The 16,772-nt window shown below is 52.3% G+C and carries 16 protein-coding genes; 10 read left to right on the top strand and 6 right to left on the bottom strand.

The annotated features are described in order from the left end of the window. Positions 1-83: 83 nt before the first annotated feature. On the bottom strand, positions 84-731 hold the full coding sequence (locus IE092_RS14945; RefSeq protein WP_189358006.1) for a response regulator: 648 nt from the start codon (positions 729-731) through the stop codon (positions 84-86). 191 nt (positions 732-922) lie between these two features. Here IE092_RS14945 and greB point away from each other — a divergent pair, with 191 nt between their 5' ends. Both greB and IE092_RS14935 read left to right on the top strand, forming a co-directional pair. Beyond that, entirely contained in the window at positions 923-1,480 is a 558-nt protein-coding gene (gene greB, locus IE092_RS14940; protein ID WP_189358005.1) for a transcription elongation factor GreB, read from the top strand. A 6-nt stretch (positions 1,481-1,486) separates the two neighbouring features. After that, positions 1,487-2,818 carry a DUF3422 family protein gene (locus IE092_RS14935; protein ID WP_189358004.1) on the top strand — a complete coding sequence of 444 codons (1,332 nt, stop codon included), beginning with the start codon at positions 1,487-1,489 and terminating at the stop codon, positions 2,816-2,818. Positions 2,819-3,006: 188 nt separating this feature from the next. On the opposite strand, the gene IE092_RS14930 is transcribed toward IE092_RS14935, so the two are convergent. Beyond that, complete coding sequence (locus IE092_RS14930) at positions 3,007-5,847, bottom strand: Rne/Rng family ribonuclease (RefSeq protein WP_189358003.1); 2,841 nt, start codon at positions 5,845-5,847, stop codon at positions 3,007-3,009. Positions 5,848-6,477: 630 nt separating this feature from the next. Here IE092_RS14930 and IE092_RS14925 point away from each other — a divergent pair. The 7 genes from IE092_RS14925 (at position 6,478) to ccoS (ending at position 12,813) form a co-directional block, all read left to right on the top strand. Further along, the gene (locus tag IE092_RS14925) at positions 6,478-7,485 is read left to right on the top strand and encodes an RluA family pseudouridine synthase (protein ID WP_189358002.1); all 1,008 of its coding nucleotides are present in this window, start codon (positions 6,478-6,480) and stop codon (positions 7,483-7,485) included. 92 nt (positions 7,486-7,577) lie between these two features. Beyond that, positions 7,578-8,237: an HAD-IIIA family hydrolase gene (locus IE092_RS14920; protein ID WP_189358001.1), complete on the top strand. Its 660-nt coding sequence runs from the start codon at positions 7,578-7,580 to the stop codon at positions 8,235-8,237. 33 nt (positions 8,238-8,270) lie between these two features. After that, entirely contained in the window at positions 8,271-8,636 is a 366-nt protein-coding gene (locus tag IE092_RS14915) for a Rieske (2Fe-2S) protein (RefSeq protein WP_189358000.1), read from the top strand. A gap of 10 nt (positions 8,637-8,646) precedes the next feature. Further along, on the top strand, positions 8,647-9,618 hold the full coding sequence (locus tag IE092_RS14910) for a S49 family peptidase (protein ID WP_189357999.1): 972 nt from the start codon (positions 8,647-8,649) through the stop codon (positions 9,616-9,618). A gap of 541 nt (positions 9,619-10,159) precedes the next feature. Continuing rightward, entirely contained in the window at positions 10,160-10,396 is a 237-nt protein-coding gene (locus IE092_RS14905) for a heavy metal translocating P-type ATPase metal-binding domain-containing protein (protein ID WP_229793200.1), read from the top strand. A gap of 8 nt (positions 10,397-10,404) precedes the next feature. Then, on the top strand, positions 10,405-12,666 hold the full coding sequence (locus tag IE092_RS14900) for a heavy metal translocating P-type ATPase (RefSeq protein WP_189357997.1): 2,262 nt from the start codon (positions 10,405-10,407) through the stop codon (positions 12,664-12,666). Positions 12,667-12,669: 3 nt separating this feature from the next. Beyond that, on the top strand, positions 12,670-12,813 hold the full coding sequence (gene ccoS / locus IE092_RS14895) for a cbb3-type cytochrome oxidase assembly protein CcoS (protein ID WP_189357996.1): 144 nt from the start codon (positions 12,670-12,672) through the stop codon (positions 12,811-12,813). Between the two features lie 218 nt (positions 12,814-13,031). On the opposite strand, the gene mnmH is transcribed toward ccoS, so the two are convergent. Continuing rightward, positions 13,032-14,090, bottom strand: a complete 1,059-nt coding sequence (mnmH, locus tag IE092_RS14890; RefSeq protein ID WP_189357995.1) for a tRNA 2-selenouridine(34) synthase MnmH — start codon at positions 14,088-14,090, stop codon at positions 13,032-13,034. After that, on the bottom strand, positions 14,087-14,740 hold the full coding sequence (locus IE092_RS14885) for an arylesterase (RefSeq protein WP_189357994.1): 654 nt from the start codon (positions 14,738-14,740) through the stop codon (positions 14,087-14,089). Before IE092_RS14885 ends, mnmH begins: the two co-directional genes overlap by 4 nt. Between IE092_RS14885 and IE092_RS14880 the strand changes: the two genes are divergently transcribed. Further along, positions 14,739-15,434 (top strand): ABC transporter ATP-binding protein, encoded by a 696-nt coding sequence (locus tag IE092_RS14880; protein ID WP_189357993.1) that lies wholly within the window; start codon positions 14,739-14,741, stop codon positions 15,432-15,434. The genes IE092_RS14885 and IE092_RS14880 overlap by 2 nt on opposite strands. Here the strand turns inward: IE092_RS14880 and IE092_RS14875 are convergent. Continuing rightward, positions 15,431-16,249 carry a UDP-2,3-diacylglucosamine diphosphatase gene (locus tag IE092_RS14875; RefSeq protein ID WP_229793199.1) on the bottom strand — a complete coding sequence of 273 codons (819 nt, stop codon included), beginning with the start codon at positions 16,247-16,249 and terminating at the stop codon, positions 15,431-15,433. The two genes, IE092_RS14880 and IE092_RS14875, sit on opposite strands and share 4 nt — an antisense overlap. Positions 16,250-16,272: 23 nt before the next feature. Continuing rightward, the gene (locus IE092_RS14870) at positions 16,273-16,761 is read right to left on the bottom strand and encodes a peptidylprolyl isomerase (protein ID WP_189357992.1); all 489 of its coding nucleotides are present in this window, start codon (positions 16,759-16,761) and stop codon (positions 16,273-16,275) included. Positions 16,762-16,772 lie beyond the last annotated feature (11 nt).

Here is a 16,772-nt window from a genome sequence, read left to right as displayed (position 1 = left end):
GCCGGATCAAAGAAAACGGCATGGTATGCGATTGTTGCACACCATGCCTGTTTCAGGATAGCCCATTTTGCCCGAGCTGTCGCTTACTCGACAAGTTGATTTTTGATCGCGTAATGCGTCAGTTCAGCGTTATGACGCAGCTTCATCTTCAGCAAAATGCGTGAACGGTATTCACTGATGGTTTTGACGGATAAGGACAAATCTTTGGCGATATCGCTGACAGATTTCCCGGAAGCAATCATGGTCAGTGTCTGAAACTCGCGGTCTGATAAGGATTTATGCGGTGCGTCCTCATGTTCCTGATTCAGATTGTTCGCCAGCTCCTGCGCCAGTTGCGGCGTGATGTATTTTAGGCCGGTCGCTACCTGACGGATCGCTTGCAATAAATCTGCAGTGCTGCATTGTTTGCTCAGATAACCGGAGGCGCCGGCTTTCAGTGAGCGGATGGCATACTGATCTTCACGGTGCATGGAAAAAATCAGAATATTGGCATCCGGTTTTTCTGTCTTAATTTGTTTCAGGACTTCAATCCCGTTTTTGTCACTCAGCGTGATATCCAGCAGCATGACACTGAAAGACATCTGGCGTGCCATACGGATTGCTTCAATGCCGGAAGGCGTTTCAGCAACGATCGTCATATCCGGTGTTCCGGCGACCAGGCTCTTCATCCCTTCACGGACGATGGGGTGATCATCAACAATTATCAGTTTGATGGGGGCGTTTTCAGTCATTCGGAAATCCATTTTTGTCGGTCAGATAACAGCAAAGCTAAAGTTGGCGGTAAGATACACGGCAGAAGCGTTGCCGCCAACGTCAGCGTTACTTAATCGCTCAGACGAGCAGTACTTTATTTTATAAGGCTTGCGCAAGCTCTGGTAAGCGATTGCGATGATATTTGATCTAGTTCGGATGTTTGAAAAAAATGAGCAAAGCATTTGTGAAAGAAAGTGATCAGGATGACGACGATGATTTCGGCGCACCTGCAATTCCTGCGGGCAGTAAAAACTATATGACCCCGGAAGGGCATCGCCGGATGCGCGAAGAATTCCTGCATCTGATGGATGTTGAACGTCCGGAAGTGGTCAGTATTGTGTCCTGGGCTGCGTCGAATGGTGACCGTTCTGAAAATGGTGACTATCTGTACGGCAAGCGTCGCCTGCGTGAAATCGACAGGCGCATCCGCTTCCTGACGAAACGACTGGATAAAGCAGAGGTGGTCGATCCCGGTATTCATCACGGCTCTGATCAGGTGTTTTTCGGTGCCACGATCACCTATGAAAATCAGGACGGTGACGAGAATACGATTACTATCGTCGGGATTGATGAGTTTGATCCTCTGCAGGGAAAAATCAGCTGGATTGCACCTGTTGCCCGCGCACTGACCAAATCACGTATTGGTGATACTGTGGTTTTACGCACACCTTCCGGTATTGAAGAGCTGACGATTCTGGATGTTAGTTATCCGCAACCCCTTACCTGAACCCATATGACGCCTGACACGACGATACTCAGCCATCCTTTGCGCATTCCGCTGGCAGCGGAATTGCATTCCCGCCCGTTTATTGAATTAAAAACACCGGAAGTACTGACGCATATTGCGGTTTGCGACAGCAGCAGTGTGTCGGATGTGGCGTCAAACCTGCAGCGTCAGCATTATTTATTACAGGCCTTATGTCATTATTTCGGGGTCACGCCACCTGTTACAGACGCAAAGTACTTTTACCACGCGTTTCCGGCATTTCGCCTGAAGTGGGAGTGTCATACCGAGTTTGCCAGTTATACCTTTGTCACCGGTGCCAGTGAGACAGCTTACGTGGCGGGTGAGGATGCGTTTCGCGCGACTGTGCTGCAACATTTGCCGCAGACCTGGCTGTATTCCCTGCAATCGAAGGTGCTTGCGGCATCGCATCTGGTGTTAATGCCGCAGACAGAACAATATGAATATAGCTCGGATGCTGCAGCACTGGGGGCTGGGCGTATGCTGGCAGGCAGTGTGGTGCTCGACCGCGGGACTTTTCTGACGGATTTTGCGGTACATCCTGACGGTTTTACCCGTTTCATCCTGCGGGACCACGCGTTTATTGCGCAGCAGGCAGGTCGGATGGTGCAGCGTGTTCTGGAAATTGACACTTACCGGATGATGGCTTTGCTCGGTTTACCGCTGGCGCAGCAGTCCGGACCGGCACTGAACCAGATGGAAAATGAGCTGACAATGCTGGTGGCATCCATGCCGGCGCTGGATCAGAGTCAGGTACAGAATACGGAGCTGGAACAGCAAATTCTGCATCAGTTGACGGCGCTGGCATCCAGAGCCGAAAAACTGGCGGTGGATAACAGTTACCGCTTTGCGGCGTCGCGAGCTTATTTTCAGCTGGTCAAAGCACGTATTGCAGAGTTGAGGGAATCGCGCATCGATGGCTTACCCACAATTGCAGAGTTCATGGAGCGGCGGCTGGCACCGGCGATGCAAACCTGTGAATCGATTGTGCGCAGACAAGAGGCGCTGGCGGCGCGGATTGCGCAAACCAATGATTTGCTTCGCACCCGTGTTGGCATCGTGCAGGAACAGCAAAACCGCCAAATATTGCAAAGTATGAACGCGCGGGCCGCGCAGCAATTGCGTTTGCAGCAAGCAGTTGAAGGATTATCAGTCGCTGCAATTACCTATTACGCTGTTGGTTTGATCTCATACGTCGCGAAAGGCTTAAAAGCAGCGGGCCTGCCATTGAATACAGACTTACTGACAGGAATCGCGCTGCCAGTCACTGGCTTTCTGGTTTGGCGCGGAATACAGAAACTGCACCAGAAGTTGCACTGAATTCAAAATTTTGTGCAAATACTCTGGACGACTGGGGGCGCTCAGTGAGGTTGTGCGAGCAGAGTTTTCCAATTTTCATAAAAACAGCAATAAAAAAATCCGGGTCAATGGCCCGGATTTTTTATTACGTACTGCATTACAGTTCAATTCGTGCAGGCATGACGCATCAGGCCTGCACGAATCAAAGATCAGCGACGGGTTTCCACCTGAATCAGCGGGCCATCATCCAGTACGACTGCTGGTTTGCGCTCACGCGGGACGCGAACCGGTACAGGACGACGCGCAGCTTCTTCCTGTGCAACACGCCATTTTTCCGGATCCGTTGACACCATGATCAGGCCAACTGCTGCCAGCATGGATTCCAGTGCAGCTAATGGCATTTCGTAAGTCAGCGCGGCTGGCGCAGGTGTTACGACTGCTTTGTCAGCGACCGGAGCTGCCGGTACTTCAACTTCTGTAATAACAGCTTCTTCGATAACAACGGGTGCAAGCTCCTGAACGACAGCGGTTTCAACTGGTACGCTGATTTCCGCGGAAGTCACTGCAGCTTCAGCCGCCGGTGCAGATGCTGTCTGAGTTTCGACAGTTTCTGTTGCCGTAGCTACAGGCGCAGCAGGTAACGCAGCAGTATCAGTTACCGGCGCAATCGTAGCGACGACAGGTTCAGTAGTCGCGATTGGGTCAATAACTTCAGCCACTGGCAGTTCTTCGCCACTGTCATTGTTGTCATTCAGCTCAGCAGAATCACCGTTCTCACGGTCACGGCGATTGCGGTTGCGGCCTCCGCGACGACGGCGACGGCGACGTTCTTCTCCGCCTTCCTCGCCCGCATCATTTTGTGTGCCCGGTGTTGTTGGCATCACTTCCACAGGAACCGGATCTTCGTGTGTCTGAATTGGAGCCAGTGCAGTTTCGTCCGCTTTGATGTCTGAAGTCAGCAGGGCTTCCTTCTTCTCTTCACGCAGACGTTGTGCCCGTTCACGACGCGTTTCCTGCTGTTCGCGCGGCTCTCTGGCTTCTTTCGGTTCACGTTGTTCACGCGGCTCGCGGTTTTCACGCTCTTCACGTGCAGGTTTCTGCGGTTTTTGCTGCTGGCGAACGTTGTCAGCCGGTTGCTGCTTAGTGCTTTCGACTTTCTCCGTTTTCTCTTTCTCAGAGCGACCGGCAGGGCGCTCTTCGCGTTCGTCGCGGTCACGACCACGGCGGTTACGGTTGCGTTGTTGCTGAGACTGACGGGTGTTGCGGCTACGATCGCGTTCGGCAGTTTTTTCTTCAGTCACTTCCGGTGCATTAGCAGCAGGAGCTGATTCTGATTTACCAAACAGGAAGCCAAACAGTTTGCCGAAGAAGCCAACTGGCGCTGGTGCCGGGGCAGGTGCCACTGGTGCTGGCGCAGGTGTTTCTTTGCGTTCGACAATCGGTGCTGTGTCAGGTGTAATACTCTTAACAACTGCTTCCTGACGTGGCTTTGCTTCTTCCTTCTGGCGTTTGGCGTAGCCAATATCCGTATCAGCTTGCTCAGCCATTGTATAGCTGGCCTGATGATCTTCTAGGCGTGGATCGTCATGTTTCAGACGATCCAGCTTGTAATGCGGTGTTTCCAGATGCTTATTCGGAATCAGAATGACGATGACACGATGACGGGTTTCAATTTTCAGAATTTCGCCGCGTTTTTCATTCAGCAGGAAGGCTGCGACATCAACAGGGACCTGAACATGAATTGCCGCAGAATTTTCCTTCATTGCCTCTTCCTGAATAATGCGCAGGACTTGCAATGCAGAGGATTCGGTGTCGCGAATATGGCCGGTGCCATTGCAGCGCGGACAGGTCACATGGCTGCCTTCAGACAGGGAAGGGCGCAGGCGCTGACGCGATAATTCCATCAGACCAAAGCGGGAAATTTTGCCCATTTGTACACGGGCGCGGTCGTAGCGCAGCGCATCTTTCAGGCGTTGTTCCACTTCACGCTGATTTTTCGGGTTTTCCATGTCGATAAAATCGATCACGATCAAACCACCCAGATCGCGCAAGCGCAGCTGACGGGCTACCTCTTCGGCAGCTTCCAGATTGGTGTTCAGTGCGGTGGTTTCGATGTCGCCGCCACGGGTTGCGCGCGCCGAGTTGACGTCCACGGAAACCAGAGCTTCGGTATGGTCAATCACGATCGCGCCGCCGCTAGGCAGTGGGACTGTGCGGCTGTAAGCAGTTTCGATCTGGTGCTCGATCTGGAAGCGTGAAAACAGTGGCACATCGTCACTGTAACGTTTCACGCGGTGCACCATGTCAGGCATCACATGGCTCATGAACTGCTGAGCCTGATCATAGATATCGTCAGTGTCGATCAGAATTTCGCCGATATCCGGCTGGAAATAGTCACGGATTGCACGGATGACGAGTGAGGATTCCTGATAAATCAGAAATGCGCCCGGTGCGGCTTTGCCAGCGCCTTCGATCGCGCGCCACAATTGCAGCAGGTAATCCAGATCCCATTGCAGTTCGTCGACATTGCGGCCAATACCGGCAGTACGGGCAATCACGGACATGCCGGAAGGCAGATCCAGTTTATCCATAGTTTCGCGCAATTCCTGACGGTCTTCGCCCTCAACACGACGGGAAACACCGCCTCCGCGTGGGTTGTTCGGCATCAGAACCAGATAGCGGCCTGCCAGGGAAATAAAAGAAGTCAGGGCAGCGCCTTTATTGCCGCGCTCTTCTTTCTCCACCTGCACCATGATTTCCTGACCTTCACGCAATGCCTCTTTGATATTGGTATTGCGGACGTCTACGCCTTCACGGAAATAGGAACGGGCGACTTCTTTGAATGGGAGAAAACCATGACGCTCTTCACCGTAGTTGACAAAACAGGCTTCGAGGGAAGGTTCGATGCGGGTGATAACCCCTTTGTAGATGTTGGATTTGCGTAATTCGCGACCGGCGGTCTCGATATCGATGTCAATGAGTTTCTGTCCATTGACAATCGCAACGCGCAGCTCTTCTTGCTGGGTTGCGTTAAACAACATTCTTTTCATGTATTTGACTCCGTGACCTGGTGGTCATCTCTTATTGTTATGGCCTCAGGTTCCGAGGCGGATAACATTAACTATCAAAGTACACGGGGGTCGGAGTATAGAACGGAGGGACTGTCGGGCAGCATGCCCGCAAAAAGAAAGGCGCGTGCGCTTTCAGCCATAGCTGAGTCAGCGGCATTGCAACCGGTCTTCTTTTGCGCGGGGCGCAAATGATTAACCTATTAGTAACATCTTCGAGGTCGAGTGCACACGTCCCCCGCGCAACACGCTGCTACCTTATCTGAGCACGGTGCGCCAGGCGATGAGCAACTTGATGCCAGGCAATCTTCTTGTATTGTTTCTGGCTAAATCGCCTACTGTACTAGCTAACTAATCAATTCGTACCAGCCTGCAAAAGGCAATGGCTGATCCGAAAAATCCTCTCACTACGCTACTCGTCGCCCGCATGCCAGGACTTCACCCGGAAGTGACAACCGGTCAAGACCACGGCGGCCACAGGCATGCTGCGTACTTACTTTTCGCTTAATTTTCAAACGGACGAGGCTGTCTGGCCCGCCCCTGTGTAAAATAGCTGTTTATTTCTATTACACAGCCTGAAGTATCTCAGGCGAAAATGATTATATATTCAAAATGAAGGACTTAGCGACAAATAATCTGCAAAACCAAAAAAAAACGCAGCAGGCATCATCAATGTCGGAGCCTTCAGTTCAGCCGCAAGTCAGGCTGATGACGATTTCTTCAGAGGAAGCCGGGCAGCGTATAGATAATTTTCTGCTCAGGATATGTAAGGGTGTTCCTAAGAGTCATGTCTATCGGATTTTGCGGTCAGGGGAAGTCAGGGTTAACAAAGGGCGCGTTGATCAGCTTTATCGTCTTGTTGAAGGTGATGTTGTTCGCGTGCCGCCTGTGCGTGTTGCAACGAGTGCAACGCCTGCCGTTGTGCCCAAGCTGGAATTTCCAATTCTTTTCGAGGATGAAGCACTGCTGGTAATTGATAAGCCTGCAGGTGTTGCGGTGCATGGTGGTTCAGGCGTCAGTTACGGTGTGATTGAACAGTTGCGTGCTGCACGACCAGACGCAAAGTTTCTTGAACTTGTGCACCGGCTGGATCGTGAAACCTCCGGCATTTTGCTGATTGCCAAAAAACGCAGCGCACTGACCCATTTGCACGAGCAAATGCGGGATGGTGTAACAGATAAGCGCTATTTTGCGCTGGTGACAGGTGACTGGAAAAATCAGCGCCAGCATGTGAAATTGCCGCTGTTTAAATACACAACGCCGGATGGTGAGCGCCGCGTGCGGGTTCAGGAGGGTGGTCAGCCATCGCATACGATTTTTTCCCTGAAGAAAAAGTGGCAACAATTTGCTTTGCTGGAGGCGGAGCTGAAGACCGGGCGTACTCATCAGATTCGTGTTCATCTGGCCTCCAGTGGGTTTCCGATTGCCGGCGATGATAAGTATGGAGATTTCACGCTGAATAAGGCGTTGCAAAAAGCTGCTGCGGACCGTGGTGCACTGAAACGTATGTTTTTACATGCACATCAGATTACTTTTATCCATCCTGTTTCAGAAAAGCCGGTCACGGTCAGGGCAGTATTGCCACCGGAATGCGAGGCATTTTTGCAATCTTTGCACTGAATTTCCATGCGGAAAAAGCAATTTGCTGTTCAGTGGTATCATCACTGATTAACAGATAAATACGGATTCAGAGATTGAATCCGCATAGCGAAATGGCAAAAAAACAATTTGATTTACTGGTGTTTGACTGGGATGGCACCCTGATGGACAGCACGCCAACTATCGTCAAATGCATTCAGTCTGCGGCAAAAGACCTGGGGCTGCCGGTGCCGGCAGACTCTGCAGCCGCATTTGTAATCGGCCTGTCGCTCCCTGCAGCCATGCAGGCAGTGTTGCCTGATGCAGATCCGCGTATGCATGCAAAAATGGTGGAGCGCTATCGTTTTCACTATCTGACACGTGATCACGAACTGACGCTGTTCACTGGTGTGCGCGATATGTTGAACGATCTGTCACAGCAAGGATATTTTCTGGCAGTGGCAACAGGTAAGAGCCGTGTAGGTCTCAGTCGCGCACTGCATACGGCCAATCTCACATCGGTTTTTGATGCGACACGTTGTGCAGATGAAACTTTTTCCAAGCCGCATCCTGCAATGCTGCAGGAAATTACCCGTGAGCTTGGCCAGGATATGCGCCGTACAGTCATGATTGGCGACACTACCCATGATCTGCAAATGGCAAAAAATGCCGGTGCGGGCGGTATTGCTGTTGAGTTCGGTGCACATCCGGCACATGAACTGGCAGAAATGGCACCTTTATATTCAGCGAAATCGATCCATGATCTTCATGCGTGGCTGAACGAGTATGCGTAAATCTGAAAAGTAAGGCTGAGAAGGAGACTATTGATGGAGTCGGTGTTTATTTGTGCGTCCGATGCACTGGAAGAAGGCGGTAAGGGCGTGCGCTTTCCTGTGACCGCTGGCAGCGATGAGGCGACCGGATTTGTGATCCGTTTCGGTGGACAAGTGCACGGCTACCTGAATCGTTGTGCGCATGTCCCGATTGAACTGGACTGGGCGCCGGGCGAGTTCCTTGAATCCAGTGGCCTGTACATCATGTGTTCTACTCATGGTGCTGTTTACGAACCCGAAAGCGGCTATTGTGCTGGCGGCCCGTGCAAGGGCAGTCGTTTACGAAAGCTGATCGTTGAAGAGACTGAAGGTCAGGTGCGCTGGTATCCGGATGATTATGTGACAGCAGTGATCGCCTGAGGTTTAATTGATGAGTGATTTTGAAAAGCCGCAGTCAGAAAATCCTGATACCGGATGGGAGCGTCGCTTGCTGGAGCAACTGGCGCTGGAAACGCTGAAAGAGCAAAAAGCCCGTCGTCGCTGGAATATTTTTTTCCGGTTCGCTTTTCTTGCCGTTGCGCTGGGTGCGATTTACAAGTTTCAGAATATTTCCTCGGAAACAACGCCTCCGCCGGGCCCGCATACTGCATTGGTCGATCTGAGCGGCTCTATCGAAGAAGATAGTACTGCCAGTGCGGCGGAGATTATTCCGGCACTGGACCGGGCATTTGCGGATGACACCGCGCAGGCAGTCATTTTACGGATTAACAGTCCGGGCGGTAGTCCTGTGCAGGCCGGTATGATCAATGACGAAATTGTACGTTTGCGTGCTGAATACCCTGCAAAAAAATTGTATGTCGTGGTTGAGGAAATCTGTGCCTCCGGTGGCTACTATGTTGCGGCGGCCGCGGATGCGATTTACGTGGATAAAGCCAGCGTCGTCGGTTCCATTGGTGTGCTGATGGATGGCTTCGGGTTTTCCGGGCTAATGAACAAGCTGGGGGTAGAGCGCAGGCTGATGACCGCTGGTGAAAACAAAGGCATGATGGATCCGTTTCTGCCGCAGACAGAAAAACAAAAGACTTACACCCAGAATATGCTGAACGAAATCCACGGCCAGTTTATTGATGCAGTGCGTAAAGGTCGTGGGCAGCGCCTGAAAGAAACGCCGGAGACATTCTCCGGTTTATTCTGGGTCGGCAGCAAGGCTGTTGATATGGGGCTTGCAGATGGTTTTGGTACGGTTGAATCTGTAGCACGCGATGTCGTGAAGGCAGAAGAGATCGTTGACTATACCCGTCAGGAAGGGCTGCCGGAGCGGGTGCTGAAGAAATTCGGTGCTTCGGTTGGTAGTGGTATGGCAAGTACTATGCTGAAAGATAAAACCTTCAAGTTACACTAATCTGCTGAATTATTTGGTTGATTTTTTCAATCCGCAATGCAGAGTGTATAGGTATATTTTTCTTGGGCGTTGGCAGCAACAGAGCTATATTAGAAGCGTGATCGGCGCAGTTCCAAGGGTTCCAAACTCAACCAGCTGTCGTATCCCCGAAGGAGGCTGACCGGTTACACAGGCGTGGTGGTTGATGTGGCGCCTGTCGTTATAGTGTTGTTGTCTGATGTTTGTGATGTATCGCAGTAATATCGAGTTGTAAGCAGTAAATTTGTAAGTCGTACCTGAAGTTCTGACAATCTGTGTGTTAACGATCCGCTGATGCGGATGTTTGAGAAGCCTTTAGTTTCTCACCCATGAATGGTGCAGTGCTCAGAAAGGCGGTGGTGCAATGCTACCGCCTTTTTGTTTGCGCGTTTCATTTTTACTTCAGTCTGAATAAGCGGGATTTTCGACTTGTCCGGTGTATTGCCGGCGTTTGTGTCAGATCAACACTGATCTGCTGTGTTCAGGTAGCATGTAACAAGGTGGCATTATTGTGTGGGCTGACATGCGTGTACTGAATTCCATGTTTGACTGGTTTGGTTTCGGAAAATCTTCCGCTGCCAGGATTTCTTGTTTTCATTGCGGTGAAACGGCCCGTGAAAGTCAGATGTTGTATGTGCCCTTCAATGGACAACAGCAACCCGTGTGTTGCCGTGGTTGCCTGACTATTCTGAAAACCGTTGAAAAAAATCATCTGACCGACGCCTATCTGGCAGAGCGTCAGGCATCGTCCGGGAAATAAGCAACAGCATGTCCGATTCAATCTCAGCGACAGGGCCTGCTGCGCCGCTGTCAGAAACTTCCCCTGCATCGATCACTGAAAAACTCGCGATTTCCGGAATGCATTGCGCCGCATGTGTTCAGTTAATTGAATTCCGCTTGCAGCAATTGCCCGGTATTGCATCTTTCCGTATTCAGCCAGCAACCCATACCGCATCGGTGCGTTATGACGGTCAGCGTCTGGACTTACGCGACATTCTGAACGCGATTGTCAGCCTCGGTTATGGCGCCTATCCGGCCGGACAGGAAGCGGATGAGCAGGTGCGCAAGCAAAACAGAATGGCATTGCTGCGCATATTTATCGCCGGATTCGCCATGATGCAGGTGATGATGTTTGCGTGGCCTTCGTATCTTGTTCCCAACCCCACCGCCGACGGCGAACTGACGCCGGATCAGGATTTATTGCTGAAACTGGCCAGTCTGGCGATCTCGGTACCGGTGGTATTTTTCTGTGCTATGCCATTTTTTAAATCGGCATGGCGGGATCTGAAACACAAGCATATCGGCATGGATGTACCGGTATCGCTGGGGATTTTGCTGACTTTCTTTGCCAGCGTCTGGACCACGTTTCGGGGTGGTGCGGTGTATTACGATTCCGCGATTATGTTCGTATTTCTGTTGCTCGGTGCACGCTGGATTGAACAACGGGTGCAGCACAAAGCGACCCGCGCCTTACGCATACTGACGCAGTTACAACCTGTGCAGGCACGTAAGCTGCCTGACTATCCGGCCAGTTCGCGGGAAGAATTGCAGGATGCGCGCGCACTGAACGCCGGTGACGTGTTACTGGTTCTGCCCGGCGATCAGATTCCTGCAGACGGCATTATTCTTGACGGTGACAGTGCTTGTGATGAAGCACTGATGACCGGTGAATCGCATCCGGTCGCCAAACAGTCCGGCGATCAGGTGACAGCGGGCAGCATCAATATTCAGGGACGCCTGGTTATGCGCGCTGAACAGACCGGACATGCAACGCGGCTCGGACATCTGATCAGCATGATGGAAAATGCTGCCAGCGAAAAACCTGGCATCGTTCTGCTGGCGGATCGCCATGCCAGCCGCTTCCTGATGATCATCATGCTGGTAGCGCTGATTTCCGGACTGGTCTGGTGGCAGATTCAGCCTGAGCGGGCATTGTGGATTGCCATCAGCGTGATTGTTGTAACTTGTCCGTGTGCCTTATCGCTGGCAACGCCGGGCGTGATGGCAGCTGCGATAGGCTTGATGGCACGTAACGGCTTGCTCGTGAAGTCTGGTAAAGCCTTGCAAGGTCTGGCGCAGGCTACGCATATCGTGTTCGATAAAACTGGCACACTGACCAACGGCAAACTGCAGGTACAGGCTGTCACAATCGATGGCGATGCCAGCACCATTCTGCCGCTGGCGCTGGGCATGGCGGCGTCCTCACATCATCCGGTGGCGCGTTCCGTTGCTGACTATCTGATTGCACAACAAAATCATCAGGCTGCGTCGGTGCAGCAAATCCATGAAATCGCAGGCGGTGGCATCGAAGCGGCGATAGACGGACAGGTGTATCGCTTTGGTCAGGCAAGTTTTGTGGCTGAATTGCTCGGGCGCGATCCGGTCATACCGGAGGAATGGCAGGGTAAAACCGTCAGCTTGCTGGCGAATGCAGAGCGGGTGCTGGCGGCATTTTTATTGCAGGATCAGTTGCGCGATGATGCGGTGGAAGCCTTGCAGCAATTACGCGCAGCCGGTAAGCAAATTTGTCTGTTATCGGGTGATCAGCCCGAACCGGTTGCCCGGATTGCTGCTCAGACTGGCATTATGGAAGCCCATGCGCAAATGAGTCCGGAAGCCAAGTTTGCGTGGGTGCAGAATCTGCAGCGGCAGGGGGCGAAAGTGGTCATGGTAGGCGACGGTATGAACGACGGCCCGGTGCTGGCGATTGCCGATGTGGCGGTGGCGATGGGGCAGGGTGCGGCAATTTCGCAAACCCGCAGTGATTTGCTGCTGGTGTCGAATCGCTTGCCGGATCTGAGTTACGGTGTGCGTGCGGCCGGCGTCAGTTTCCGGTTGATTCGCGAAAATCTGGGCTGGGCGATTCTGTACAATCTGGTTGCTATTCCGGCCGCAGTCATCGGCTGGCTGGAACCCTGGCATGCGGCGCTCGGGATGTCGCTGAGTTCGCTGATTGTGGTGCTGAATGCGCTGCGTTTATATCTGTTGTCGCAGCCTGAATATCAGCTGACCGATGACGCTACGGAGTAATGCATGGATATTTTGTATTTGCTGGTGCCGGTCAGTTTATTGCTGGTTTTCGCGATTGGAGCAGTGTTCTGGTGGGCGATCAACAGCCGGCAGTTTGAAAATCTGGAAGATGAAGGCCAGCGTATTTTGGATGATAAAGAGGGCTGACCGATCCTTGATTGTGCAGAAATCTGCATTTACCTGTTTTGCTACCCCCTTGGAGAGCCAGCGTTTATGCGGACGTCCATGAAAAAGCCACTTTTTGCTCTGCTGAATACCGCATTTTGCACAAATTTGGTGCAATTTTGATTTTCTCAGCAACGCCAGCAATGTTGCCGACGCTGCCCCGCCTTCGTGTGAAGTCAGAACTGCCGTTGACAGTGGCGTCAGTTTTGTTCAAGCAAACGCATCGCGGCTGCCTTGAGACTGTCTGTATGCAAGTCTGTCAGTGATATGGTTTGCGCAGTTTGCAGCTTGCCGAAATTCTTAGCCATCGACTTGCGATAAGACGGATCGTAGTGCCGCTCCAGCAGCGAGGCCGTCAGTTCGCGGAAGGCTGCCTGCTGTACCATCTCCTTCCATACCTGTACCTGCTGATTCCCGTGTTGTACTGCCAGATGCGATAAGCGCTCGCATAGTACATCCGGCTGCTGCATCCAGTGCGGATAGCTGTCACACAAAAAGCGCACCCGTTCATCAAACGGCGCTTCCAGCAATATGCATTCCGCCGCACGGATCGCTTCCATCACGCAATCCGGCACGCGCAGATTGCCGACTTTTTTACTTTCCGATTCTACATATAAGGTTTGACCGGCTGCCTGTTTGAGACGCAGCCATATCTGGCTTTCAAACTGCTTTTGCGATGGTTGCACCGTACCCGGTAATGCACCAAGCAATGAGCCGCGATGGCTGGCAAGTTGCTCCAGATCGAGTACCGGCGCACCTTGTGCTGCCAGCGTTTCCAGCAGTGCAGATTTGCCACTGCCAGTCGGACCGCAAAGTACTTTCCAGCTGACTTGCGCTGCCAGTTGCGGTAATTCTGCATGCACATGGCGACGGAAAGACTGGTAACCGCCTTGCAGTTGCGCAACCGGCCAGCCGATGCGCGCAAAAATATGCGCCATCGATCCGCTGCGGTTGCCACCGCGCCAGCAGTAAATCAGTGGTCGCCATGCTTGTGGCTTATCCTGCAGGCTGTTTTCCAGATGACGTGCGATGTTCGCTGCAACCAGTGCGGCGCCCAGCCGTTTGGCTTCAAACGCACCGGTTTGTTTATACAGGGTGCCGATGCGGATACGCTCTTCGTTATCCAGCACCGGTAAATTGATTGCACCGGGTAAATGATCTTCCGCGTATTCCGCCGGAGAGCGGGCATCGATAATGCAGTCAAACTGATCAAGTTGTGCCAGTGCTTGTTCCAGCGTCAGCAGTTCGGGAAACTTCATTTCTTTTTAGCTTTCAGCAAAGGTTCCAGATGCGGCCAGACGTTGTCCAGCATTTGCTCCTGTGCCAGCGTGTTAGGGTGAATCCGGTCAGCCTGAAACCAATCCGGTTTGTCGGCGATCTTGTCAAGGAAGAAGGGTAATAAACCGGTTTTTTCCTGTTGCGCCACTTGCGCGAATAATGCACTGAACTTTTCAGTGTACTGGCTGCCATAATTCGGTGGCATACGCATCCCGAGAATCAGCACGGCAGCGCCGCTTTGTTTTGATGCCTGCACCATCTCTCTCAGATTATTTTCAGAGTGTTGCAGTGCCAGTCCGCGCAACGCATCATTGCCACCCAGTTCAATAATGACGATAGCAGGCTGATGTTGTTTCAGCAGCGCAGGCAAACGCGACTTGCCGCCGGCAGTGGTTTCTCCGCTGATACTGGCATTGTTGACTTGCCAGCCGGGATGCCGGGTTTGCAGCCTTGCATCCAGTAAAGCAACCCAGCCTTTGCCACGGGGTAAACCATATTCGGCAGATAAACTGTCACCAAGCACAAGCAGGGTTTTTCCGGCAGAATGGGCGCTTACCGGCACGGCCAGCAGTGCCAGCCAGAGAAGCGCAAAGTGTGAACAGCGAACGCAATTTTTCAGGAAAGTCAGCATGACAGAAAACGCAGGGTTAACAAACGGTTTAGCAATTCAAGTCAGTCACCTGCACAAAACCGTGCAGGATTCCAGCGGATCGCTGGAGATTCTGAAGGATATTCATTTTAACGTGATGCAGGGAGAATCGCTGGCGATTGTTGGTGCTTCCGGCTCCGGCAAGTCCACGCTGCTCGGCATTCTGGCGGGACTGGATCTGCCCAGCAGTGGTCAGGTGATGCTGCAGCAACAGGATATTTTTGCGCTGACCGAAGATCAGCGTGCAATATTTCGCAAACAGCATGTGGGATTTGTGTTTCAGTCGTTTCAACTGCTGATGCATTTAACTGCACTGGAAAACGTGATGCTACCGCTGGAATTGCGCGGTGATCCGGATGCGCGCAGCAAAGCAGCGGCGATGCTGGAGCAAGTTGGGCTTGGACAGCGCCTGAAGCATTATCCAAAGTTTTTATCGGGTGGCGAACAACAACGGGTAGCACTGGCACGGGCATTTGTGACGCGTCCGGCGATTCTGTTTGCTGATGAACCAACCGGCAGTCTGGATGCACAAACGGGGCAGGCAGTGATGGAGCTGATGTTTACGCTGAATCGCGAATTCGGATCCACACTGGTCCTGGTGACCCATGATCCGGCAATTGCCGCACGCTGCGTACGACAAATCCGGATTCAGGGCGGGCGTCTGGCAGAGGCTTAAGCTGCATGCGGGTGCAGCGGCAGCTGTGTCGCTGCACCATGCACGTCATATGCTTGCAGACTGCCATCCGACAATAATGCGAGCCAGCCACCCCGTGGACTGGCCGCATGATCGCAATCCCAGTCGGGTAACACATAACGGCTGAATTCTGCGTACTGATGCATGGCAGGGCGATGGGTATGACCGTGAATCATGATCTGCGCACCGTGTTTCTCAACCAGCGTGCGAATTGCTGCATCATCGACATCACCCAGCGCCATGGCGTTCGCCTGTTTTTGCTGACTTTGCTGCCGCATCTGGCGGGCGATTTCGCGACGCTTTTCCAGTGGTTGCGACAAAAACTGCTGCTGCCATTGCGGCTGCCGCACCTGCTGGCGGAATGCCATATAGGGTAAATCACCGGTACATTCGGCATCGCCGTGCGTCAGCAGCAGTGAATTTTTTCCGGTCTGCAGAATCTGGTGATCCGGAAGCAACTGCAAGCCGCAACGGTCTGCAAATGCTGAACCCACCAGAAAATCGCGATTGCCATGCATCCAGTAAATGCGGATGCCCGCGTGATAACACGCCAGCAATGCATCACAAATTGTCTGGTGATAAGGATCGCCGATATCGTCATCACCCACCCAGTATTCAAACAAATCACCCATCAGGTAGAGCGCCTTCGTTTGGCGGGCAGGTCCTTGCAGAAATTGCAGAAAAGCCTCAGTGGTAGCGGGTATATCTGCTGATAAATGGACATCAGAAACGAACAGCGCAACCACGGAGGGTTGCGCTGCGCTGATGTCTGAACAGGAATAAACGTGTTCAGTCACAATGAAAGCCTGTTTCAGTCAGATCAGACGATTTCGGCTTTGAGAATGACAACATCTTCAACCGGTACGTCAGCATGCATGCCAGCGCGAGTGGTTTTTACGCCTTTGATTTTGTCAACAACTTCAGTACCTTCGGTCACTTTGCCGAATACGCAGTAGCCCCAGCCATCCTGGCCCGGATAGTCGAGAAAACTGTTGTTCGCAACGTTGATGAAGAACTGGGAAGAAGCAGAATGCGGCGCAGAAGTACGTGCCATTGCCAGCGTGTACATTTCGTTTTTCAGGCCGTTCTTCGCTTCATTTTCGATCGGATCCTGTGTGTCTTTTTGCTTCATGCCTGGCGCAAAGCCACCGCCCTGAATCATAAAGCCATTGATAACACGGTGGAAAATCGTGTTGTCGTAATGACCGGACTCGACATATGCGAGGAAGTTTGCAACTGTTTTCGGTGCTTTTTCAGCATCCAGTTCAATTTTCATGTTGCCATGGTTAGTGGTCAGTAATACGGCCATGATTGTCCTTT

The sequence above is a fragment of the Cognatundibacterium squillarum genome, from assembly GCF_014652435.1.
GTDB lineage: Bacteria > Pseudomonadota > Gammaproteobacteria > Burkholderiales > Burkholderiaceae_D > Undibacterium > Undibacterium squillarum.
This window is presented reverse-complemented; position numbering and strand designations above follow the sequence as displayed.